The organism is Thermoplasmatales archaeon (genome assembly GCA_026127925.1).
In the GTDB taxonomy this organism is placed as follows: Archaea; Thermoplasmatota; Thermoplasmata; order Thermoplasmatales; family Thermoplasmataceae; genus JAKAYB01.
On the sequence record JAJSLM010000015.1, the window covers coordinates 1 to 23877 of the forward strand.

At 40.3% G+C, this 23877-nt stretch carries 25 protein-coding genes and 1 tRNA gene; 13 read left to right on the forward strand and 13 right to left on the reverse strand.

Annotated features, from left to right (window positions below; translation table 11 throughout):
• The 3 genes from LVQ96_08595 to LVQ96_08605 form a co-directional block, all read left to right on the forward strand.
• The coding region (locus LVQ96_08595) for an acetate--CoA ligase family protein (protein ID MCW6171207.1) at window positions 1-1968 on the forward strand (1968 nt) is incomplete at its 5' end.
• Window positions 1969-1991: 23 nt separating this feature from the next.
• Window positions 1992-3254, forward strand: coding sequence for a diaminopimelate decarboxylase (gene lysA, locus LVQ96_08600; protein ID MCW6171208.1), 1263 nt, complete (start codon window positions 1992-1994; stop codon window positions 3252-3254).
• A gap of 328 nt (window positions 3255-3582) precedes the next feature.
• Window positions 3583-4920: an aldehyde dehydrogenase family protein gene (locus LVQ96_08605; protein MCW6171209.1), complete on the forward strand. Its 1338-nt coding sequence runs from the start codon at window positions 3583-3585 to the stop codon at window positions 4918-4920.
• A 61-nt stretch (window positions 4921-4981) separates the two neighbouring features.
• Here the strand turns inward: LVQ96_08605 and LVQ96_08610 are convergent, their stop codons facing one another.
• The 9 genes from LVQ96_08610 to LVQ96_08650 all read right to left on the reverse strand — a co-directional run bounded on the left by LVQ96_08610 (window position 4982) and on the right by LVQ96_08650 (window position 13234).
• On the reverse strand, window positions 4982-5890 hold the full coding sequence (locus LVQ96_08610) for a branched-chain amino acid transaminase (protein ID MCW6171210.1): 909 nt from the start codon (window positions 5888-5890) through the stop codon (window positions 4982-4984).
• A 96-nt stretch (window positions 5891-5986) separates the two neighbouring features.
• Window positions 5987-6637 (reverse strand): cyclase family protein, encoded by a 651-nt coding sequence (locus tag LVQ96_08615; GenBank protein MCW6171211.1) that lies wholly within the window; start codon window positions 6635-6637, stop codon window positions 5987-5989.
• A 68-nt stretch (window positions 6638-6705) separates the two neighbouring features.
• Window positions 6706-7254, reverse strand: a complete 549-nt coding sequence (locus LVQ96_08620; GenBank protein MCW6171212.1) for a hypothetical protein — start codon at window positions 7252-7254, stop codon at window positions 6706-6708.
• A gap of 74 nt (window positions 7255-7328) precedes the next feature.
• Window positions 7329-7802 (reverse strand): hypothetical protein, encoded by a 474-nt coding sequence (locus LVQ96_08625; protein MCW6171213.1) that lies wholly within the window; start codon window positions 7800-7802, stop codon window positions 7329-7331.
• A gap of 44 nt (window positions 7803-7846) precedes the next feature.
• Entirely contained in the window at window positions 7847-9493 is a 1647-nt protein-coding gene (locus tag LVQ96_08630) for a hypothetical protein (GenBank protein MCW6171214.1), read from the reverse strand.
• Between the two features lie 416 nt (window positions 9494-9909).
• A complete protein-coding gene (locus LVQ96_08635; protein MCW6171215.1) occupies window positions 9910-10536 on the reverse strand; it encodes an FMN-binding negative transcriptional regulator in 627 nt (208 codons plus the stop codon).
• 90 nt (window positions 10537-10626) lie between these two features.
• Entirely contained in the window at window positions 10627-11754 is a 1128-nt protein-coding gene (locus LVQ96_08640; protein MCW6171216.1) for an aminotransferase class V-fold PLP-dependent enzyme, read from the reverse strand.
• A gap of 3 nt (window positions 11755-11757) precedes the next feature.
• Window positions 11758-12702 (reverse strand): 3-phosphoglycerate dehydrogenase, encoded by a 945-nt coding sequence (locus LVQ96_08645; protein ID MCW6171217.1) that lies wholly within the window; start codon window positions 12700-12702, stop codon window positions 11758-11760.
• Window positions 12703-12778: 76 nt separating this feature from the next.
• Window positions 12779-13234 carry a peroxiredoxin gene (locus LVQ96_08650; GenBank protein MCW6171218.1) on the reverse strand — a complete coding sequence of 152 codons (456 nt, stop codon included), beginning with the start codon at window positions 13232-13234 and terminating at the stop codon, window positions 12779-12781.
• A 117-nt stretch (window positions 13235-13351) separates the two neighbouring features.
• Between LVQ96_08650 and LVQ96_08655 the strand changes: the two genes are divergently transcribed.
• Window positions 13352-13939 (forward strand): peroxiredoxin, encoded by a 588-nt coding sequence (locus LVQ96_08655; GenBank protein ID MCW6171219.1) that lies wholly within the window; start codon window positions 13352-13354, stop codon window positions 13937-13939.
• A gap of 104 nt (window positions 13940-14043) precedes the next feature.
• Window positions 14044-14187, forward strand: coding sequence for a hypothetical protein (locus LVQ96_08660; protein MCW6171220.1), 144 nt, complete (start codon window positions 14044-14046; stop codon window positions 14185-14187).
• 29 nt (window positions 14188-14216) lie between these two features.
• Here LVQ96_08660 and LVQ96_08665 read toward each other — a convergent pair whose 3' ends face one another.
• Window positions 14217-15371, reverse strand: coding sequence for a citrate synthase (locus LVQ96_08665; GenBank protein ID MCW6171221.1), 1155 nt, complete (start codon window positions 15369-15371; stop codon window positions 14217-14219).
• A 131-nt stretch (window positions 15372-15502) separates the two neighbouring features.
• Between LVQ96_08665 and LVQ96_08670 the strand changes: the two genes are divergently transcribed.
• Complete coding sequence (locus LVQ96_08670) at window positions 15503-15988, forward strand: PadR family transcriptional regulator (protein MCW6171222.1); 486 nt, start codon at window positions 15503-15505, stop codon at window positions 15986-15988.
• Window positions 15989-16039: 51 nt separating this feature from the next.
• Here LVQ96_08670 and LVQ96_08675 read toward each other — a convergent pair whose 3' ends face one another.
• Entirely contained in the window at window positions 16040-17428 is a 1389-nt protein-coding gene (locus LVQ96_08675) for a glycosyltransferase family 2 protein (protein ID MCW6171223.1), read from the reverse strand.
• Between the two features lie 307 nt (window positions 17429-17735).
• Here LVQ96_08675 and LVQ96_08680 point away from each other — a divergent pair, with 307 nt between their 5' ends.
• The 5 genes from LVQ96_08680 to LVQ96_08700 all read left to right on the forward strand — a co-directional run bounded on the left by LVQ96_08680 (window position 17736) and on the right by LVQ96_08700 (window position 21501).
• On the forward strand, window positions 17736-18350 hold the full coding sequence (locus LVQ96_08680) for a DUF998 domain-containing protein (protein MCW6171224.1): 615 nt from the start codon (window positions 17736-17738) through the stop codon (window positions 18348-18350).
• An 84-nt stretch (window positions 18351-18434) separates the two neighbouring features.
• Window positions 18435-19328 carry a site-specific DNA-methyltransferase gene (locus LVQ96_08685; protein MCW6171225.1) on the forward strand — a complete coding sequence of 298 codons (894 nt, stop codon included), beginning with the start codon at window positions 18435-18437 and terminating at the stop codon, window positions 19326-19328.
• 673 nt (window positions 19329-20001) lie between these two features.
• Window positions 20002-20424 (forward strand): ATP-binding protein, encoded by a 423-nt coding sequence (locus tag LVQ96_08690; GenBank protein MCW6171226.1) that lies wholly within the window; start codon window positions 20002-20004, stop codon window positions 20422-20424.
• 82 nt (window positions 20425-20506) lie between these two features.
• Window positions 20507-21001 (forward strand): hypothetical protein, encoded by a 495-nt coding sequence (locus tag LVQ96_08695; protein ID MCW6171227.1) that lies wholly within the window; start codon window positions 20507-20509, stop codon window positions 20999-21001.
• Between the two features lie 14 nt (window positions 21002-21015).
• Window positions 21016-21501, forward strand: a complete 486-nt coding sequence (locus LVQ96_08700; GenBank protein ID MCW6171228.1) for a hypothetical protein — start codon at window positions 21016-21018, stop codon at window positions 21499-21501.
• 125 nt (window positions 21502-21626) lie between these two features.
• Here the strand turns inward: LVQ96_08700 and LVQ96_08705 are convergent.
• A tRNA-Asp gene (locus LVQ96_08705) sits at window positions 21627-21699 on the reverse strand.
• A gap of 109 nt (window positions 21700-21808) precedes the next feature.
• The gene (locus LVQ96_08710) at window positions 21809-22567 is read right to left on the reverse strand and encodes a metallophosphoesterase (GenBank protein MCW6171229.1); all 759 of its coding nucleotides are present in this window, start codon (window positions 22565-22567) and stop codon (window positions 21809-21811) included.
• 49 nt (window positions 22568-22616) lie between these two features.
• Here LVQ96_08710 and LVQ96_08715 point away from each other — a divergent pair, with 49 nt between their 5' ends.
• Together LVQ96_08715 and LVQ96_08720 are read left to right on the forward strand one after the other, a co-directional pair.
• Complete coding sequence (locus tag LVQ96_08715; GenBank protein MCW6171230.1) at window positions 22617-23450, forward strand: aldose 1-epimerase; 834 nt, start codon at window positions 22617-22619, stop codon at window positions 23448-23450.
• A 333-nt stretch (window positions 23451-23783) separates the two neighbouring features.
• The coding region (locus LVQ96_08720) for an IS200/IS605 family transposase (GenBank protein MCW6171231.1) at window positions 23784-23877 on the forward strand (94 nt) is incomplete at its 3' end.

A 23877-nucleotide genomic window follows, 5' to 3' on the forward strand; every position in this document is an offset into this window, starting at 1 on the left:
GCAGGAGTTTCAAAAAACCCCCTCTGGACTCCCCCTTATATCTATATCGTAGTATATTATCTCTCTTATAACTGTACAAATAATAAAGGGAGCACATCACTTTCCATACCAGCAAAATATACGCCTGACGCAGCTGAGGAATGTGGAAAGAAAGGAATTTTTGGAATAATAGTGGTCGCTTCCGGTTTCGCTGAAGTCGGAAATGTTAAGCTAGAGGAAGAACTCGTCTCAGTGTGCAAGAAATATAACGTTCGTCTTCTTGGGCCCAATGTAGTGGGTACTCTTAATAGCGTAATAAAGATGAATGCATCCTTTGCCCCCTATCTTCCATTTCCGGGATCTATAGGGATGATTTCTCAGAGCGGTGCAATGATCATTGCGCTTGACGCCAGAACGCTGAGGGACAAGATAGGCATGTCCCATCTGATAAGCATAGGCAACATGGGGGATTTAGAATTTTCAGAGGTAACGGATTTCCTGAACTCAGATAAAAATGTATCATGCATATCTCTTTACACAGAAGGCCTGAAGCAAGGGCGTAGATTCATTGAAACAGCAAAGAGAATCACAAAACCAATAATAATGCTTAAGTCTGGCGTTTCACAGCACGGAACCGTGGCCGCCGCTTCTCATACCGGTTCACTGGCTGGATCGCACATGGTTTATGATGGTGCTCTGAAGCAAGCTGGTGTTGTGAGGGCCTACAGTATAGACGAACTTTTTGATTTCTCTCTGACGCTTTCATTGCAGCCGGAAATGAAAGGAGATCATTTGATAGTGGTGACAAACGGCGGCGGCATTGGAGTTCTGGCTACAGACGCCGCTGAGGCCAATGGCATACCTTTGAATGATCCAGCTGATGAACTTAAGCAGAAAATCGGGAGTATTATTCCTTCTTTTGGTAGCCTGAGAAATCCAATAGACATGAGTGCAATGGCTACTAGGAAGATGTATGCGGACACTATAAGGACCGCAATGGAAGATGAGTCTGTAGATGCAGTTCTTGCCATGTACTGTGAGGTCGCAGATCTCGATCCACTTGAAGCTGCTAAAGGTATCGCAGATGCCTTTACTTCAACAAAAAGGCGTGTTCCACTGGTCGCTGCTTTTGTCGGTGGCAAAGCTTCTGATAACGCCTCTGATTATCTTATAGAGAATAAGATACCATCCTTCAGCGCTCCGGATCTGGGTGTGAGGGCTATTTCTGCTCTCAGAAAGCATAACATTCTGAAGAGCAAGATTTGCAATTCGCCTGAAAAACCACAGGGAATGCGAAGCGATGAAGCAAAAGGCATGATAAGCGGCTTCATTTCGTCAGGAAAAAATTCGCTTAACGAGAGAGATTCAAAGGAAATATTTTCACTCTATGGGATAAAGGTCAATAATACAATTCTTGCTAAGACAAGAGAAGATGCAGAAAAATTGTCTAAAGGTCTTGCATTTCCGCTCGCGGCAAAGATAGAGAGTCCTGACGTAATGCACAAAACGGACGTAGGTGGTGTCAAATTGAATCTATCTTCTGTGGATGAGGTCGGTAAGGCCTTCGATGAGATAGTCTCAAACATAAGAAGAAACGTGAAAGACGCCAGAATAGATGGTGTAGTGCTTCAGGAAATGGTACAGGACGGAATAGAGACAATAATCGGAACAGTCAATGATCCAACATTTGGCCCGACGGTGATGTTCGGCACAGGCGGTATAACGGTCCAGGTCCTAAAAGATGTTTCATTCAGAGTCGCTCCTTTGTGCCGTTCTGATGCGTATGACATGATAAATGAAACACTTGCCGGAAAACTTATGAAGGAATTCCGTGGACGAAAGGCGCTGGACTCTGAGGCTGTAGCGGATGCCATAGTTAGATTTTCATGGCTGGCTTATGAGCATCCTGAAATAAAGAGCATTGATGCAAATCCAATGATAGTCAACGTCGATGGCTCCATTGTCGTGGATGCCAGAATCTTGTTTTAATACTCAGGAAGAAATGTCTATAGATGCCTCGGGAATATTATCCTCCGATTCTGGTTAACAACCACAGAATGCTGATCGACGGCTGTGATCTTGAGGAAATTGCCAAAGATTTCGGTACACCGCTGTATGTAACATCATCTAACAGGATAAGAGAAAATTTTGAACGATTGACCAAATCCATGAGCAAGAATTTCAAGAATTTTGAAATAAAATATGCGGTGAAAGCAAATTCAAACCCGCACATAATATCTTTGTTTTCCGAGCTTGGCTCTGGAGCTGACGTATCAAATCTGAATGAACTCAATCTTGCATTAAAGGGGGGCATAGCCAAAGAAAAGATTATGCTTACCTCCAATAACTTGCAGCAATATGAAATGGATGATATTGCAAAACAAAATATAGGCATAAACTTCGACGACATCGGCCAACTGGAAAGAATGAAGGCTAAATTGCCAGACATCATTTCGTTTAGATTCAATCCTGGAACAGGCCATGGCTATTTTCCTGGTATTACCACCGGTGGCATTGGAACGAAGTTCGGGATTCTTGAGGATCGGATATTAGATGCGTACAGTAAGGCCAAAGATCTGGGTGTAAAGCGCTTTGGTTTTCACTATATGGAGGGTTCTGGAATTCTTGATCCACAGGTCTTCGGAAATACATTTTCAAAAGCCATGGAAGTTATGTTGAGAATTCAGGAAAAATTAGGCATTGAATTTGAATTCATAGATGCAGGCGGTGGTCTCGGCATTCCTTACAGACCTGAAGAGGAGCCGCTCGATACCGCCGCGGTTTTTAGTGCATTCAGATCTATTGTTGACAAAAATAAGGTAGACAATGAAAATTTAAAAATTATAATAGAACCGGGGAGGTATCTCATAGCTGACACGACTGTGCTGATGGGGCAGATTACTAACATAAAAAATAGTTCTCGAATTTTCATCGGAACCGATATAGGAATGAGCACACTGCTCAGACCCGCACTCTATGGCGCTTATCATGAAATTTCACTAGTGAATAAATTCATGGGGAAACATGGTTCTAAATGCACAGTAGTTGGGCTAGTTTGCGAAACCTCTGACGTAATTGGTTTGGATAGAGTGCTACCAGATCCGAAGGTCGGCGATCTGATAATAGTTTTTGACACGGGTGCATACGGTTACAGTATGAGCAGCCAGTACAATGGAAACGTTCGCCCTGCTGAAGTCATGATCGTTAATGGGAAACCAAAGCTTATCCGTAGGAGAGAAACTTTTCAGGATCTTGTATCTACAGTAACACCATAATCATTTCTCAATAAGGTCTCTCTTTATTTTCCATACTAGACAAATTTAATTCTTCAAACAAAATTACTTCGTATGGCTAAAAGCAAATTCAAGATTCTGATTGTTGGCTTCGGAACAGTTGGAAAAGGATTTTTCGACCTCTTTTATGAAAAAAGAGATTTGCTTAAACTGGAAAACGCGAAACAGCGCAAGCGGCAATTTCGGACCTTGTCAGTATTTTAAGAAACTCCAAGTAGCATTATTCTATCTGTCTGTGTAACGAAATTGTAAAATCTCGCTGTCTTATCTCTATTATGTGATAGTGAGAAACAAATATTCTGGAGATGTAATGGCAGAATACGAAGAGGCAAAGGTCGAGGACACTGAATCTGTCATTGCCAAAAGCAAGAAAGCATATAGTTATGTCAAAAATTTGCCACTTTTTGAAAGGTATGAACTATTGCTCAAAGCCTCCAAACTCCTGGAGCAAAATTCAGAGGACTTCGCGCGTAATATTGCCGGTGAAGCAGGTAAGCCAATAAAATATGCAAGAAATGAGGTCAGACGTGCGGCCATTACTCTGCTTTTTTCCGCAGAGGAATCGAAGAGGATACACGGTGAAACAGTGCCAATGGATGTCGAGCCTCGTGGAGTTAATAGATTCGCGTTTTATACCAGGGAACCTATTGGGCCGGTTCTAGCAATAACGCCTTTTAATGATCCCCTTAACCTCGTTGTTCACAAGGTTGCTCCGTCAATAGCTGCTGGAAATAGCGTAATAAATAAACCTTCAACGCTTACTCCAATAAGTGCTGTGAACCTTAGAGACACAATGATCAAGGCCGGGCTTCAGGAAGACGCCATCCAGGTATTGATCACTTCAGGTGAGGGTGCCGTTTTGCGTTCCATTCTCAACTCTGATGAAGTTAAGCGCGTAACATTTACTGGGGGCATAGACGCAGCGGAAAGAATTCTCGGCACCGGAAAGATAAAGAAATATTCCATGGAACTGGGAAACGATTCGCCTGTGATAATATGGAACGATGCAGATCTTGACAGTGCGGCCGAACTTGTTGTCGAGGCAGCCTTTGAGTCTCAAGGTGAGAATTGCATACATGCCCAGAGGATTCTTATAAAGGATGATGTCTACGATTATGTAAAGAACAGAATTGTTGAGCTGTCCTCCAGGCTCAGAATAGGCGACCCATTGGATGAGAATACGGACATTGGTCCAATGATCTCAGAATCAGAAGCTCTGCGTGTTGAGGACTTGATTAAAACAGCTGTAGCCGATGGTGCTGATCTGCTTCTTGGAGGGGAAAGAGATCAGTCTTTCATGCATCCAACTGTTCTGGAACTTTCAGATACGTCGCTGCCTATATGGGGCAATGAAATTTTCGGTCCTGTTACGTTGTTGAAGAAAATAAAGTCGTTTGAAGAAGCCGTCTCACTTGCAAATGGCGTGAAGTATGGACTCCAAGCAGGTGTCTTTACATCAGATCTTGATCTCGCTATGCTATCCATCGAAAAGCTCGAATACGGAACGGTTCTCATTAACGATACATCGGATTTCAGGATTGATACAATGCCATTTGGCGGTCTAAAGAACAGCGGACTTGGAAGAGAAGGTGTAAGGTTTTCAATCGAGGACATGACAGAGATGAAACTGGCAATAATAAAGCGATAATTCCATACTATCTTCTTCTTTCTGAAACAAATATGGGTTCCCCCGCTCAAAAGGCCTTAATTCAATATACTGGAGTAATCCATTCTTTGTACTTCTCGCTCTTTCCTGAAAGGGCTTTCTCAAAGTTGTCTCTAAGATCCTTAGTGACAATTCCTGCGTTCCCGTCTCCGATAACCACTCTGTCAAGACTCCTTACATGAGTTATTTCAGCGGCGGTTCCACAGAGGAAAGCTTCGTCTGCGGAGTAAATTTCGTCCCTATGAATCAGTCTCTCCTTAACCGTATAGCCGAGATCTTTTGCTATTTTTATAACGGAATCCCTTGTGATTCCTTTGAGTATGCTTGCTTCCATACCCGGAGTAATTATCATGCCATCCTTTACCATGAATATATTCTCGCCAGGGCCCTCTGAAATATAACCCTCCCCAGATAGCATCAAGCTTTCATCATAACCAGCAAGTTTTGCTTCAGTACTAGCTAAGCAGGAATTCAGGTAATTTCCGCTTGCTTTCGCGTGCACAGGAAGAATATTAGAGTTAATTCTTCTCCAGGAAGAGGTCATGCAGTTAAGTCCTTTGTGGGCATTCGATCCGAAGTACTTTCCGAGATCTACTGTGGCTATAGCAACGCTAACATTAAGGCTGTCTGTTGCAAGGGAAACGGTTTCATCAGAAAAAAACGCAAATGGCCTTACGTAGCAGGATTTTAGGCCGTTTTCCTTTATTGTATCAATAACAGCCTGCGAAAGATCCTTAGCAGTGAAGCCCAACTTCATTCTGTAAATCTTTGCTGATTCAGTGAATCTAACCATGTGGTCATATAGCCTAAAAACAAAGCCATTTTCTTCCGATTCATAGGATCTTATACCCTCGAATATTCCAGTGCCGTACTGCAGTGATTGTGTTAGAATTGGCACTTTTGCGTCGGACTTATTAACAAGCGATCCATTTATCCAAATCTTCTGCTCCATCTTTAACGGTAAAATGAGAAGAATATAATACTCTACTGATCAACAGTCCAACGGTTTTGCTAAGTTGTGTACGTGAAGAGGTAAGTTATTCAGCCATTACTGAGAGATTGCAACAACTCTTGCCAGCGACCCACTGGCCCCCTTCAGTTTCAGAGGAAGAGCAACTATTGTGTATTCTGTGCCCTCCTTCAGTGCATCAAGGTTGCTGAGATCTTCTATAAAGGGTATGTCTCTAGCAAGAAGATACCTGTGTACAGGAAAATCTGTTCTTTCGAATGGATCCATACCCAATGTGTCGATTCCGACAACTTTTGCTTTCTTATCGTAGAGAAATTTCGCAGCATCCATGCTCAACCCAGGGAAGTCGTATAGAAATTCTCTGGCAAACGATCTCTTCCTGCTCCATCCTGTATTGAGAAGGATGATCTTCCCAGAATAGTCTTCTTTCCATTTACTCTCTAGTTCCTCGATTTCTATCTCGTGGCCCTCACTTTTCACCCTTATACAATATCCGGGCCCTATTAGCGTGCTAAGATCGATCTCGTCAACCTTTTTTCCCATTTCGTCAAAATGATATGGGGCATCAATATGTGTCCCGGTATGAGTCGTCGATGAAATGGTTTCAATATTATATCCATCACGGCTTATTATTCCTACAGGTTTAATCTCGGGCAACGGAGCTGTTGGCCATACCGGCATAAATGTTTCCACAGATCTCGTCAGATCAATAATGTTTTGTTTGCTCATAATTGATACATGTCTTATTTCAATTATTAAACTTTGTTACCCGAATCGGGTGAAGGGTAACATTTTGTTCATTTTATTTTTGAAGGTGTTCTGCTTTCTTTCATCGCGACATACTTAACATATGCTATCTCATAGAGTGCCAGGAGTATGATCAATATTCCTCCAGTATGGCTCATTGTCGATAGATAATCTCGGGCTACATAATATGACATATAGAAGATACTCCCGTAGGAATCTATTGGTAGAAAGTAAAGATGGTATGTCTTGATCCATGGTGTTGCATAAAACTCTGAATAGAGGAAGAAGAGTATGAATCCTAGTACGATCATTACAACAGGCAGTTTTATCCAGAGTTTTCTGTCCTTGGATAACTGGGCCCTGTAGTCAAATACGCCAAATATCATTATCAGGAGAGCAAAAACTGTGTTCACAGCCAGAACAGGTCCATTGAAGTGGCTTTTTGATATGGACATTGCTAATGGAGCCACAATCAGCAACAGGAATCCTATTAACACATTTAGCATGGCGGCAAATCTTGACGGAACCCATACAGCCGCCCCATTTGCGCTCTGTAATGCAGGTTTCAGATTTTCATCGGTAGAATTTTCTTGTGCCATTAATTAGTCATACATAGTTATTTTATTAAACTTGCTATATATATTTACTGATATTATTTATTCTATATATCTGCTCAAGTCAGTCCGCTAGTTAAAATGATGAAACCTACAGTGTAAACAATTACGATTGCTGTACCTCTTATAATTTTCTCAGGTACCTTAATCGAAGAAATTCTGAATATCAGTAGCATAATTCCGAAGCCTGCGATTCCACCAATTACTGCAGACAGAAGGTGCCCTGTGATTAGGAACGATGAGACCTGGAATAAGTCAACTTCGACACCTTCTGCCGCGATCCCAAGTGTTGCAGTTATGAAGGCACCTTTTGGTGAATGATGTTCATTGAAGAGCAGGATCATGGTGCCCATGGCCAGAAAAAAGGATCCTAAAACAAGTTTCATGATCCTTTCAACTTCATCATTTATTAATAAGGGGAGGAATACGTATGTTGCATATATCAAGAGAAACACGATTAGAACACCCGCTATTGTTCCCATGTTCCCGAGTCTCTTGTCTTGGGAGACAGCAAGAATAGAAAACATAGACATTTCTACCCCTTCAAAGAGGCAGGGAAGGAAAGAGATTAAGAATGCTACTTGATCCACTTTATCTTTCCATCCTTTCTAAGTTTCCGGTAAAGCAATACTAGCGCTATAAGGACACCTATAAGTGAAGAGAAAAGGTAGTATTCGGAAATGAAGGAATATATGTTGTAATAGCTGTTAATGTACGCTGATATTCCCAAACTTATAGGGAAAACTATGGCAGGATAATATACGGCCTTTTTGAATTTTAGTGACACAACTATTGCAGCGAAGGCCGACAGTTCTATTGGCAGGAGCCAGTTCAGCTCTGGGGCGCTGTAAACTGTAGCATATCCAACGTGATCGGTTACCTTTGCAACATATCCATTATGTACCGGATATTGTAGCTTCATCGGGTAGGTCCAGTTGTTAGGGTAAATCATAACTGGTGCTCTAGGTTGCCTGGAAAAGTTGAACATATCCATAAGACCCGCAGTATTGCTCTGTGCTACGGTGCTTGTAATATAGGATAGATTGAATGTTTTGTCTATGAAACCCAACAGCGAGTACCCAGATATTGTTGAATTTCCTATGTATGCCTCCCTGGCATAGGGGGATATCACAATCAGTGGAATTCTCTGTCCAAGTCCAAAGTGATTTATCGCCGGCGGTGTGATTCGGTCATAGTAGCCTCCCCCTTCATCAAATGTGACGAATATTGCAGTGGAGTTCCATTCATTGCTTTTCATCACATTATCTATAACGCCGGCAAGCTTTTCAGAGCCTGAGAGTATGTTATAAGGTGGATGCATGTCGTATTTGCTGGTATTCCCTCCCAAAAACATGAGCCAGGATACCGAAGGTAGGGCGTTGTTTTTAAGGGCAGAATCAAAGCTACTGATATCCTGGTAATGAGATTGGTACTGGCTTGAACCTATAAATGCATCAAGAGGCCATGGAACACCACCATCTAACCCGTATACGTAATAGTTCCATGAAACGTTATTCCTGGTGAGTTGACTCATAATTGAATCGCTGAATGGAAGAACATGAGTTGCACTATCGCTGTAAAAACCTGGCGGGTTTCCAGTGAGGTATGCAATCCTGTTGGGTTCTGTGAAGCCCATTACCGGAGCAAAATAGTTGTCTGATATTGAATATTCTTCAGCATAATCCCACAATATTCCAACCTGTTCGTAAGAAAAATAGGCCATCGATTGAGGGCCAGAATAATAGTAGAATCCATTTTCGGTGTCAAACCAATAATCGCCATGGTAGGAACTCCACCCTTCGTATGGATCAACGGTAGAATTGCCGTCAGCGTAATACGGATGGGCGCTTCCAAATACGTTGAACCATGGGACTCTTGGTATAGATATATTCGATAAGACACCATTACTTGTGTTGAGCTGATTCAATGACGTATATAGTCCCGTTGGCCTCATTACAGAGTTTGTCACATTGTTTACTATTGGCCTATATCCAAACGGATATGTTCCGAATATAGTGTCAAATGCCTGATTTTCCTCTATAACAACTATGACATGTTTTATCTTATGAATTGAAGAAGGAATCGCTGAACTGTTGTGAAATGATTGTACATGTGGTACACCTGTTCCTACCATGGGTGTAGCCAAGAAAAAAGAGAGGACAACAAATGTCAGGATCGGTTTATCCAGTCGATGGAGGATTCTTTTCAGAGCACTGTATCTCATTCCGTTTACCTTCCAAAATCTAGCTTTGCCTTTTCAGAAAAACAGGATTCTATATTCACCGCATTCGAAGGACAAATGAAATAACCTATTTTGTAAAAATTTTCAGTAGTGGTGTTATCAAGGGAGCATAAAAAAGTTGATATGTACATTCTCCCACATCTATTTTCACCAACATGATTGGGTATCGCAGATGTAATAGAACCCCCGCAGGCAAAAGAATGTTCTATCAATGTTTGGTTCATTAATGACGTAATGAACCTATAGCTTTAAAACAATTCGTAAATAAAATAAATAGCTTATATAGGATGTGATGTGCATGTTTCACCTCGAGGGGTTGTAGCCAACTTGCTTGCGCATTTTCTATAAGCGTCGCTAAATTTACATTCTTATGTAATTTCAAACAAACAGAGTTTGGTCTAGCTTGCTCTATCGGATTTATCAATAAGGTTTTGCATTTCGTCAGCCATTTCCTTTGCAGAATGATCTCCCAAATTTAGAAGGCTCCTTATGAGAGCTTCCTTGTTAGCTGTCTGGTGATTCTGGCTGAGTTTCCATTTTCCCTCTACTTCCATAACTTCTATTTGTAGACCAACTATGCTTTTCAGCATATCCGACGTTTGCTTATCTTCCCAATCAGCCTTCCATTTGCCTCCATACATTGGCTCGAAGAAATCAGAAAGATCGTCCACTATTTTCATGATCTTACTCTCATCTGAAATTATTTTTGCATTTCCACTCACACGTATAGATATGTAGTTCCATGTCGGAACTGCTCCCTTTTCATTATACCATGTTGGAGATATGTAATGGTTTATGCTCTGAAAAATAATAAGTGCTTTTTTCTTATCCAGATTTCTCCACTGGGGATTGGCCTTAGCTAAATGGCCAGTAAGAATTGTGCACTCATTATTAACTAGGAACGGTATATGTGAAGTGTAAAATTCTTCGTCGGAATATGAAATTAATAATCCAAGACTATTTTTTCTAACAAATTCGACTATCTTCTCCCTATCCGTTACCTTGAATGATTTAGGGTTGTACACAAGCAGACATACTCTATGTTTAATTTAGTTTTGTGGGGAGGTGGGGTGTAAAATCTAGGGAGATATTCATTCAATTGCATCGTTTGGCTATTACCTATCGATCTCCAGCCATTTCTTATAAAATCTAGATTCTTCTGGAAAGTTCTCTGGATCGACACGCTCTGAACTGCCCAGTATCTTGGATGACGCATTAAGAAACCTGGAAATCTTAACATTGTCAACCACTCCTAGAATCCCAACTCTCACCATACTGTCTCTGAAACTTCCCATTCCTCGAGAAACAATAATGTCCTCATTTGCAAGCTCGTACACGAACTTTTCCACAGGTACACCTGGGTCGAAAGCAATAACTGAATTAGAAAAATTCTTTGATGTCCCATAAATTTTAACGCCCATACGAATTAACGTTTCCCTCACTATTCTGCTGAGGACTTCATGTCTTTTCCATCTCCTTACTAATCCTTCATTCTTTAGGATTTGAAGTGCGTAATAAAGCGATCTGAAAGAACCTGTTGAGGGTGTATACGGTGTTTCATTCTTCTGAAAAAATTTCACAGAGATTGCCAGGTTAAGATAGGCAGGGCAGTATAGCTGGTTTCGGAGTTTATCTAATGTATCCTTTCCAAGCAAAACTATCCCGAGCCCAGGTACAGAGGCCAGGCCCTTCTGACTACACGTAGCGACCGCATCAATACCCCAATTGTCCACCGCTATCTCAGTTGCACCAAACCCAGACACAGAGTCAACATATACGTTCAAGCCCAACGACTTGGCTTCTGATACTATTTCCTTGAGGTTTTTCAATTCCGTCCCGTTGCCTGTCTCGTTATGAACGAGATAGAGCGATGATATTCCTTTGTTCTTTCGAACGTAGTCTGATACCTCGCCTTTCTCTATAATTGTGTTCTCTCCTTTCCCTACCAGTGTCAGATTGCAGCCCCTGTTTCTTATACTGTCAGCAAGCCTATTTCCAAACTCACCGAATGAAAAGCAGAGCACTTCATCTCGAGGTTTGTTAAAGGAATATATCATGGATTCCACTGCAGTTGTGCCACTGCCCGTTGTAGCTACACTTTCGCTAGATCCAGAAAATTCCGTTAAAAGTTCTCTGCATTTTGCGACGATATTTTTGAATTCAGGTGATCGATGATTCTGCACATATGCCGACCCCTCTTTCACAATGCCCGGTACATCAACTGGTCCTGGGATAAGTAACAACTTTTACTCAACTCCTATCGTTTCGAGGAGTCTTTCTAGGGTCATCATTGCAATTCTTTGCTGAGCTTCTACGGTCTGTGCACCAATATGTGGTGTTACTATAACATTGTCAAGTGAAATAAGCTCCCTTTCCCATTCTTTAACTGGAGGTTCGTTCTCAAGCACGTCGGTAGCATATGCAGCGGATCTATTCAGCTTCAGATAATTCAATAACGAAGGTCCATGAATAGCCTCAGCTCTGCTGGTATTGACGATAATAGCGGAATGTTTTAGAAACGATAGTTCGTTTTCCTGCAGAACTGGTTTAGATCCGCTATCTAGCGTTACCATCAGAAAAATAATGTCGGAGACCTTAAGGAGATCTTGAAGTGTAGAATACCTCCCGGACACTGATTTTATTCGCTCTTCGTTCTGTATCGGATCATACGCAACGATATCCATTCCAAGCGTTCTGAGAACCATTGCAGTTTGAAATCCTATACGTCCAAAGCCAATAATGCCAGCTGTTTTAGAATGTAGTTCTATGCCTGTTCTTTTATTGAAGGAGCCTTTCTTTGCATTAGAACAAAGCTCTGGTATGTGTCTTGCCAGGTTAATTGCAAGAGAGATTGCAAGTTCTACCACAGAATCAGTGGAGGATCCTGCTGCAGTCACTATCTTTATATTGTTCTTTTGAGCAGACTTTACATCTATATTATCGATACCTACTCCAGCTCTTGCTATAACCTTTAGTTTTCTAGCTCTCTCAATGATATCAGCTGTAACTTTTGTCCTGCTTCTAACGACTATTGCGTCAAACTCAGGAATGCGTTGCATAAGTTCCTGAGAAGATATTTCAGGCTCGTAGCTCACGTTCAGTTTTCTAGATGTCAATCCAGAAACCAGTATGTCATCAACTTTGTCACAAACAAGTATTTTATAATTCGATCTTGCGGTGTCGGTTTCCACAAGGGTTTAACGCTAGGAAATATAAAGTTTTGATTTATGAAACATGAAAAAAATGTATACTTCACTTAAAGGTATTTCATTTATTTGCTATGCTCTTCAATTTTTCCTTAGCCAGGGCAACATGCTTTGCTGGATTCATCTGTGAATTATATACATGGACTATAGTCCCGTCTTTAGTAATGACATAACTAATTCGAGGAGGGAGCAAGGCACCAACTGCGTCGTAGGCTTTCCTTATAGTTTTGTCGGGATCACTAATGAGGGTAAATGGGAGAGAATGGTTCTCCTTAAATTTATGATGGGATTCAACGGAATCAGAACTTATGCCTATCACTGTTGCGCCAAGCTTGCTAATGTCTTCCCAGTTATCTCTGAAGGTGCAGGCCTCCTTTGTGCAGCCTGGTGTTTCATCTTTTGGATAAAAGTAAAGTACAACGTTTGTGTCTTTGAGGACTTCAGAGAGAGTTACGGTATTTCCATTTTCGTCGGTTCCCTTAAAATCAGGCGCATGTGATCCTATAGGCAGAGTCATAGGGCAATATTTTTATTCATTATATAAGGTAAATGTAGCAAAAGATTTGGAAAACGAAGGAGAAGGATGTGATTAGTAAAAAATATCAATCATTTTGGCATTCCCTGAATGGTTAATATGTTGAGAATAGAAGAAATGGCACCAGATTTTGAAACAGAGGCGTACTTCCCTGAGAGTAAAGAGATAAAGACAGTAAAACTATCTGATTATAGGGGAAAATGGGTTATCCTGACATTCTATCCAGGAGATTTTACTTTCGTTTGCGCCACGGATATCGAGGCTCTTATGGGTTCTTATGATAAGTTCCTGGAAGACGGAGCTCAGGTTTTTGGAATAAGTGAGGATTCCGTTTTCTCTCATAAAGCGTGGTGTGACACATCTCCACGAGTAAGCAAAAGCAAAATCCCGCTTATAGATGATTACAAGAAAGAGATTGCCAGAGATTATGGTTTCCTTGATTCGAAAGGGTACCAAGCGCAGAGGGGTCTTGTAATTATCGATCCAGAGGGGAAAGTTCAGTACGTTGCGTTATTCAACAACGGCCTCGGAAAAGATGTGAGGCACATTTATTCCGCGTTTATGGGCTTAAAGGTTCTGCATGACACGCCTGCGAGTGAAGGGCACATGTGTGCAATTCCAGCTAACTGGGAACCTGGGAACGAAGCGCTGGATATTAACATCGTCAACGACATAGGGAAACTTTAATCTCTATTTTTATTCGTTTGTGAGACAGCATTAAGTTTCATTTCGGCAATTAACGTAGTGCGATTCAACAAATTATAAATAGGGATTGTAATTATCTTTCTTAAATGGAATCAGTAAATGTAAGAAATAACAGGAGAATGCAAAACTATACTGGGAAATATCTGGTAGAGATATACACCGCGGATGAGGCTGAGGTGGATTCTGAATCATATCTTTCAGGATACTTTGAGCATGGAAATGGGGATTGAATCTCAGGAGATATTTTCCATCGAAATTTTTATCTTTTATTTATAGGTACAAAATCTCTTGGTTCCGGACCCCTGTATATACTTCTTGGTCGTATCAAACGTTGCTGCTCTTCAACGTACTCTATGAAATGGGCCATAAGTCCCGTTATCCTGGAAAGCGCAAATAAGCCCGTATAAATATTGTTCTTTAATGGGAAACCAAGAGACATGTATACAATTCCGGAATAATAGTCTGTATTCGGGTATATGCCCTTATTACCGAATCTAGGAACAGCAAGATCTTGAAGCTTTAACGCGATCTTGAAAAGATTCTCAGCCTCCTTATTGTTTTTCACCAGCACTCTAGCTTTCTCTCTGAATATTGTCCCTCTTGGGTCCCAGGTTCTGTACACTCTGTGCCCAAATCCCATCAACCTGCTCTTATTATTAACTATATTTTCGTCGAACCACTTTTCAACGTTGTCCTCCGATCCGATTGAGGCGAATTGCGCTATCGCGGCCTCAGCAGCGCCACCATGCAAAGGTCCTTTTAATGCTGCAAGTGCGGCTGTAACCCCTGAATACATGTCGGAAAGGGTTGATACGGCGACAAGGCCGGCGGTTGTCGAGGCTGGTACCTCATGATCAGTGTATAATATCAAAGCAGCGTTCATCGCTTCTACTTCTTCTTTTGAGGGTTTCCTGTCAAAGCATGCGTTCAGAAAAGTTTCTGCAAAACCTCCCTTCTTCTCTGGAACTACTGGCTCGAGACCCATAAAATGTCTATAGACATTTGCGGTGACTCCTAACATAATCCCTATGGCTTCAGCCGCGTTAGTCCTGTCTTTATCTTTATCCCACCTGAATTTGGCTTTTGCAGCAGCAAGTGAGGCAAAAGAAGCCATCTGCATTGCAACAGAATCCGATTCCAAAGGAAGATTTCTAATCGATTTGATCACATAGTCAGGAACATTATACCCTCTTTCGACGCTTTCAGAAAAATTTTTGAATTCCTCCTTATTGGGCAATTTTCCATTAAGGAATAGGTACTGTATTTCTCCTACATCGGCGCCAGATTTTATAATATCATCTATGGAGTAACCGCCGTATCTTAAGATACCCTTGTTTCCATCTATGCTTGTTAATCTTGTCCACTTGATGTTAACGTCTTCCAAACCTGGGCTTATCTGATTCGAATTTATCATTTATATCAAAGGGTTAATGTCTTTTTTGCATAAGAAATTCATCTTTCCTTGAGGAGCAGGGATAACATGTTCTTTATCGGTAATCGATATAGTTAAATATCGGAAAGCGATATCGGTATGGTGATAAAAAAATGTATGGACGAATGAATGAAGAAGGATGGACACATGAGCACAGGCATGGAGGAAGAATGGGAAACAGGGAATGGGGCATGTTTGGAGGCCTCAGAAATCTAGTGCTTGATGTTCTTTCCGAGAAGGCTATGAGGGGTTCTGAAATTATGGACGAGACATTTTCTAGAAGCATGGGGCGTTGGAGACCAAGCCCTGGTACAATATATCCGTTACTTTCCCAATTAGAAAAAGAAGGTTTCGTCAAAAAACTCGATGACGGTAGGTATGAACTGACACAGTCCGGGAAAGAAGAACTATCAATAAAGAGATCAATAATGCAGGGATTCTCTCCATTCTCAAGACCAAAAACTGTGGACGAGATGCTATCGGAGATTGACTCTTACATGAACTACTTCACAGATCTTGGAGGAGAGATGTCAACTTATAAAGATAAGTTAGCCGAGCTCGTCAGCAAACTGAACGGTATCATATCTAAAACAAAATAATATTTTTTTTAAAATTTTTCCAGAAAATGGAAGGACTATCATTAACAAAATTTAGTTTGGTTTCATAATTACTTGAAACCTTTTTTCTTTCTTTAAGAAAGCGTATAATCCCCAGATGCCTCCAACGGTTTCAAGTGGGCCTATCACAAAGAAAAACAGTGGAACCATTATTAGTGCCTTTTTCCAAAACGGTTTCTTTTTTTCTGTAACCTGATGGTTGATGTGTAAACCGTTCCAGTAGAACCAGATCCAGAAGCTGTATGTAAACGCCCACATTACTCCCATTGGTGGAGTAATCAGCTCAAAAGCTATAATATGAAGAGACTGAAGAACAATAAGACCAAAGATGATGTTCTGTGTTACCATGCTGCTCCAGAAAAGAACAGAGTAGATGAAAATGAGTCTATATTTCAACGGAAGTGGACCATAGATACCAAGATTCGTTAAATCGACTAGCCAACGACGTCTCTGTCTCAACATGTCGGAAATGCTGCATGGGGAAGCTCCATAGGTAAAAGCAGGAAGAAAAGAAGAACGTCCTGGATAACGTTCCGAAAACGATAAACCAAAGCAGCTATCATCGGAGATTGGTCTGTTCCCGTTATCCCAGCCTATCTCTGCTTCAACATCGGATCTCACTAGTAAATTTTCGCCATGGAGGCCAACGAGAGGGGTCTTTATCAACGCTGTGAAGAAATAGAATCTTGTAAGATCGTCAGTTGGCCTCATTGAATCGGCAAATTTTGGGATTATTGAATTTGAATTGCTGTGTGGAAAAGCAAGAACTCCTTGAGCGAGAAGATATTTTTCTCCCTTGAATTTCAGATGCTCAGCTATGGCAGCTATGGTATCGGAACCTACCGAAGCATCATCATCTAGATGGAATATCCAAGTCTCCCTGTCATTTTCTCCGCGAGAAACGTGGTAATCTAAAGCGTACTGTAATGCCCTTGATTTGTTTACAGATTTCATTCTAGAGGTATATCCTTTTGGTACAATTATCAGATTCACCTTGTTGTTATCGGCATATCTGCTCCTAATGAGTTCAATTCCCTCCGACCACTCCTCTAGGACAAGGTCAACGCGCCAGTTATCAAGGTTTGCAGGGGCAAATTTTATTATGGAATCTACAACTCTGTATAGGGAATTTAGATTTGCAATATTGCCTATAGTGGGGACCTCGAATAGGACCCTTTTCGAAGTTCTTCCCTTAAAGTCAGAAATCCTGAATTTTCTGGAACTTAATCCCCCTATGAATGAAATGGCTATTATAGGGAGACCGAAGGACCACGAGAGTGTGGCATAAATGGTGAAAGGTGTCCAGATGTCAGTAGAATTCAATATTACAAAAAATATTAACGGGAAGAATATTATTGCCATAATCCAGATACTTATACCCAATCTGGGGCCTAGATGTTTTTCCTCATTATTTTTGTACATTCTGTATACAGTTTAGGAGACCATTGTATATTAGAGTTAGCATTTTCTTTTATATTTATATAAAATTCAGTGATTATTCTTTCAAGTCCTTCAAATCTGGCTGGTTCATGCTCCGCCTACAGTTACCAAAAACTATTATATAAAAAATGTAAATAAATGACTACACTTAGAATGAAATTTTTTTCGGTCGAAAATTTGATGGCTAACGTAAGTCCGCTAGGCTCATTTAGACTAGGGAGTTTTCGATTTGAATAATTAGGATTACATACAAACATATTTATATATAATGGACATGTATTGTATTAGAATGTTATCAAGAAAGAGAGAAATACAGTTTGCGAGTTTATTTCTTTTCATAGGTGTAGCCGAATTTATGATTTTGATGTTCATCGCAGAATTTATTTTCCCCGGATACAGTGTTTCCCACAACTACATCAGTGATCTTGGCAATTACAGGATGCATCCAGCATCCGCATATATATTCAATACGTCGATAATCCTCCTTGGAATTTTTATAATTCTTTCTGGTTACTTCTTGAGAAAGTTTTATTTTCCACTCGGAATTGTGTTTATATTGGCTGGTATCGGCGCGATGGGCGTCGGAACATTCCCAGAGTATTATTTCGTTCCTCATACAATAGCTGCATTCCTTGCTTTTTTGATGATCTCTATTGCCCCATTGTTTATATTAATGAAGATAAGAAACATGAATACTCTTCTATGGGTTGTTCTGGGCCTAATAGGATTAGTTGCACTGATACTGTACGGGAGTGGACATTTTCTTGGCCTTGGGCACGGAGGAATGGAAAGACTAATCGTGTATCCAAACTTCATATGGGCGCTCTTTTTTGCTGGATATTTGTCCGGTAACCTATCGCAAGACGAAATTATCGGCGCTCCGAAGAACAAAAATCCTGCATAAACGTTTATGAAAATCCCTTGAAGCAGCCAATGCTGAACTTTTGGTTTACGGTAAAATCATTAATTGCAAAGATATGACCGTTATATGGAGCAGAGCAGCAATCATCCTGACAGCGTTGGCAAATCTGCTATTCTGAGCAGGCAGGTAATTGTGCAGGCTCTGTCCAATTCAAGAATATGGAACGCAGACTGCATAAAAGGCATGAAGAAACTTCAGCCAAAAAGTGTAGACGTTGTTGTAACTTCACCTCCTTATAACATTGGAGCTCGGTACAAAACATACAGGGACAATATGGGACGCGCTGAATACTTGTCTTGGATGAAAGATGTCGCTTTACAAATAAATAGGGTTTTGAGTGACGAGGGATCTTTTTTCCTCAACATGGGTTCGAAGCCAACAGATCCCTGGGTTCCCTGGGAAGTGGCAATGCAGATGCGTGAGTTTTTTAACCTGCAAAATGTAATAGTATGGGTGAAGAGCATTTCCATATCTAAAAAAGACGTTGGGAACTACGGAAAGATAACGGACGACATGACAGTAGGGCACCTCAAGCCAGTTAATAGCAGGAGGTACCTAGGTAAAAATCATGAGTACATTTTTCATTTTACAAAATCCGGGCACTTGGATCTGGATAAGCTATCCATAGGTGCAAGATACCAGGATAAATCAAATATTAGGAGGTTTCACAGGGAAAAAGATCTAAGGGATCGAGGCGATGTTTGGTTCATACCGTATAAGACGATTCGTTCAGCTAGCCAGGAGCGCCCTCATCCCGCTACTTTTCCTCCAAAATTGCCAGAAATGTGCATAAAACTCCATGGTGTTGAAAAGGCAAAGACAGTTATGGACCCTTTTATGGGGATAGGAAGCACTGCCATTGCATCGGTATCGCTCGGTATAAAATGTATCGGTTTCGAAATAGATAAATACTATTGCAAGTACACGAAAAATAGAATGAATAAAATTTTCGGGCAATAAATAACCTCATTACATAATGAGAGAAACTTTGTTGTTTGACTCTTAAAAATATGACTTTCTTGTTAAAAGGAGCTGCACAAAAATGTAGGGAATAGGTCTCAGAAATGATTTAAAATTGATATCTTCAAACTTTTCACAACAGCTATCATCATGTTCTTTGCCATTAAGCTCACAGTAAGAACGCCCTGCGAAACTATAGTTAATGAAGAACTTGCTAATGAAGGGTCTCCTGTTTTGTTCCGTTAGGCAAGGTAACACAGAACTTAACCTGTATTCCTGCAAGATTCAGATGGTGCTCAGCTAGTGGTACCTTGTAAGTTTCTGGAGCAAGGTCTTTTGTGATGTTATTATAGAAACTGATGAATCCATAACTGTCTCATCTATTGCATGTTATGCCGCTTCCTCGAAATCGTCATAAGGGCCACAATGAATATTGTTGATGAAGAAAGGATAGGCAAATTTACACTATCTGGAACAGCCAAGAAACTTTGTGTCGGTTCGTCATCCTTATACAAGCACGAAGAGAGGGGGGATATTCTAGTCTAGTTTTGAGATTAAAGGTAGTTAAAAAGCATAGCGCAACAATTTTTGTGTTCAGTAGTTGGGGTTCATAGCAGCCAATCGCTGCAGGAAGATATTTATAAATTTTTGTAGTGACTAAAGTATAATACTTATGTTTCAACAAAAATTTGTAGACCGGATTGAAGAAATGAAAATTCTGGAAAGTGCAAGATCCGCAAAAGTGGCTTCGTTATTCATTCTTTATGGTAGAAGAAGGATTGGGAAAACAGAATTGATCAGTAAGTTTATAGGTGATAGACGTGTTTATTTCCTTGCAACCGCAGAAGGAGACAAGGAAAACATAAACAGTTTCAAATCTATGATGTCAAAGTTCCTGGGTGATGAAAGCATCCTTACAGCAAACTTTGATGATTGGTATTCCTTTTTCAGTGTTCTTACCTCCAGTAGTTCATTTCAAACAAAGACTAGCAGATCAAAGATCATAATAGCTATAGATGAATTTCCTTATCTTATAGAGTGCGGGGACGCTGGTCAAGCCTCTTCATTATCTTTTTCGACTCGAATCTGTCCCTAACGCTTTTAAAACGTCAGACATCCTTAAATAGAGTTAATCTATACTTAAATCTAGGTGTATCAACACCCCGGGGGTTAAGGAAATGACAAAAAAATTATTGGAACTGATGAAGATCCTCGGAATCACGCCGTCTGAAGTTTCGGATTCTTTTGTCCGTGCTGAAGACAATACTTTAGGCTTCAATAATAACTTCGATAAAAGGCTCAGACTTCAAAAAGCCGTTTTCCTGATCGAGCATAAGACAAATGATTTTAACTACCCCTTTTCTCTCTATCTTAGGGGGCCTTATTCAAAGGAACTTGCCAGTGATTATTACAGCATAACTGATAATTCCTATACGGATACTGAAAAATCATTGTCAGATGAGGCTAAAGAAATGGCAGAAGCCATCTCTGGCAAAGACAATCTGTGGCTGGAAATTGCCTCAACAATCGTTATGTTCTCAAATACACACAAAACAGAGAGACCAGTGGAGAGGACTAAAGAATTTAAAGAGGATGTTCTCCTGTCCAATAATAAAACCACAGATTACGTCGATTTTGTATACGAGGAAATTAAGGGGATGGCCTGGCTTTAAGTGGCAAGATCTTCATGTCAGAATCCGTCGTTTACCATGTTGATGCCAACTTCCTTTTAAATTATCTGATACCTGATAATAAGGAGTTTCATGAAGCTGTCAGAGAAAAATTTTACAGACCAAACTGGTCAGACGATGTGTATAAGATTAGCAAATACGCACTGGGGGAATCTCTTAACCGTGTCCTTAATTTCGAATACACAAATACCATCACCTTGAATTCTGTGTTTGAAAAAATGGAGAATGTTAGAAAGCTGATGAATGATAAAAAGATAGTGGTTTTTGGTCTCGATGATGTTAATAAGGACTGGATACAGCATTTTGAAGAACTTATGAAAATTAAAAATTATTCCATAGAAAAAGCGGATCGTTTGATTCTTGCCTTTTTCTGTGCTGACAGGACTGCTAAGAAAATCTACACTGCAGATTCTAACATTATCAGATCAGGTGATATAGACAAATATCTGGGTAAATTAGGTAAACAGATAGCGGGGATATAGGTGATGAAAATGCCCATATATTTTTATCCTAATATTAATATATCCCAGAGAGTAAACCCTTCGTATATAACTGTGCATTGAGAAATGAGCATCAGAGAAATAGGGGATACGGAGTTTTATTCAAACGCCCCGAACGGGATTTGGACCCGTGTCACGAGCTCGACAGGCTCGTATGATAGGCCGCTACACTATCGGGGCTTCAGGCTTTATCTTTAGAGTTTATTTAACATTTGCGAGTCCTTGGCCCATATCTGATTATGCAACAGCAAGTCCTAATCTATAACTGATTTTGCAGGTCGCAGCCTCATTACCAATGAATCCTTGGTATCTCTATTCTTTGATTATCCCTTAAATCGCCCAGGTATCCGAAGTCAACCAGGCCAAACTCTTCAGTTATACCGTAAACTCTGTACTTTTCTGGTTTTGTGTGCTTTATAGATGGGGTGAAATGTTCATCATTTACGAGATTTTCGATTACGTCCGATCCAGATGAAAAGAAACTCATTGCCGGAGTTATTAGGACCTTTTCCTCCTTATTGTATACAAAAGCAGGAATTTTAAATATCCCTCCAACTCGATCCCTCAAGATTAGAGATGGATGTTCATGACCTAAGACTGTAAATTTTTGCAGCGGCAGATCTTTATCTCCATGGAAAATATGATATCTCTCAGTTTCAAACGTTTCCAGAAGTTCGAGGTTCCTCTTCTTCAATACGGAAATTAGGTAGTTGTCGTGGTTCCCTCTTATGAATTTCATGTCTACTTGACTGGAAAATTTGTCAATAAATTCAATTATGTCATCCCATTCCTGGGGCAAATTTCTTGAGAATTCATGCTTGAAATCACCGTTTATTATGAGGTGCTGCGGTTGATATCTGTCTAGAATCTTTCCAACGGTTTCCTGAACATGAGATAATTGCAATCTTGGAAGAAATAAGCCATGTAGATTCATTTCTTCCTCGAATCCAAGATGCAAATCGGATATTACCACTGTGGATATATCTGAAAGATAAGCACAATAAAGATCGGATATGAATATCCCATCCTCAATTTGGATATCCTTCATTATCCCTATAAGCCTAATATAAAATTAAAGTTTGTCATTAGGTTTCACAATGAAAACTATATTGCTCAAATCAGGAACAAGCTTCGCTATAATAGAATCGCTTGGGGCATACTTGTCTGAATTAAGGCTAGGTACTTTCGATGTTTTAAAGAAGAGTAACGACGGTATTCAAACGCACGGAGGATGTGCAGTCCTGATACCATTTGCAAATAGGGTAAGAAATGCAACTTATACTTTTGAAGGAAAAGAGTACCATATGGAGAAAAATGATGGGGCTAACGCGATACATGGGCTTTGTAGAAACATAGATTGGAGCGTAGACGGAATCAACGAGTCTTCCGCTACTCTGTCATGCACATTAGAGAACAAAGGTTATCCCGCTGAACTTCTCATAAAATTAAATTTTATTTTATCCGACCTGCAACTTAAGATTACTTTTGCTATTGAGAATGTTGATGATGCGTCGGCACCACTAGTTGTTGGTCTTCACCCTTATTTCTTGTATTCCGGCGAATGGAATATCATGGGGTCAGGTAAGCTAAAAAGACTCAATGTGGTTGATGATTACTTTCCAGATGGAACTTTCTCAGATATTGATGTCAGAGAACTGGGTTCATCTTCAGCTGCAAACATGGATAGTTGTTTCCTTATGGGTCCAAATCAAACCATTCGGCTTGGTGATCATTCCATTAAGATAGAGGGGGAGAAATTTCCATATTTCCAGCTCTATAATGGAAAGTACTGTGAGGGTAAATCTGTTGCTTTTGAGCCGATGACGGGAGCTCCGGACGCCTTTAACAACAAAATAGGATTAAAAGTTCTTGAACCACACGAATCTGCTCAATTTTCGATAAGTTTTGCCTGCTCAACTCCTTTGATATAATAGCCTGAAAAATGGAATTATGGCATCTCCATAAACCCACAATAAGCATGAACAAATATCAGGATATACACATAACAGAAATGTGCAATTAACGATAAAATTGTAATCTCGTGGTTCTACATATTAGGGTATAATTTTTTATCAGATAACTACATGTTTAACTATGAAAGCTTTTGTTATGAAGAAAATTAACGAAACAGGAATTGTCGATAAGGAAATACCTGCTGTTGGTCCATACGATGCTTTAACATATGCGAGCGGGAATTCCCCTTTCGCAAGATAGGGGATGAAAGCGAGCGAAAAGCTTATAGTATATGGAGTATTACGATAACTATGTCTTATGAACTGGACAAAGGTGCACATTCTGTATATTCATTATACTACCACTTCATCCAGGTCGTAAAATACAGGAGGAAGGTATTTGTCA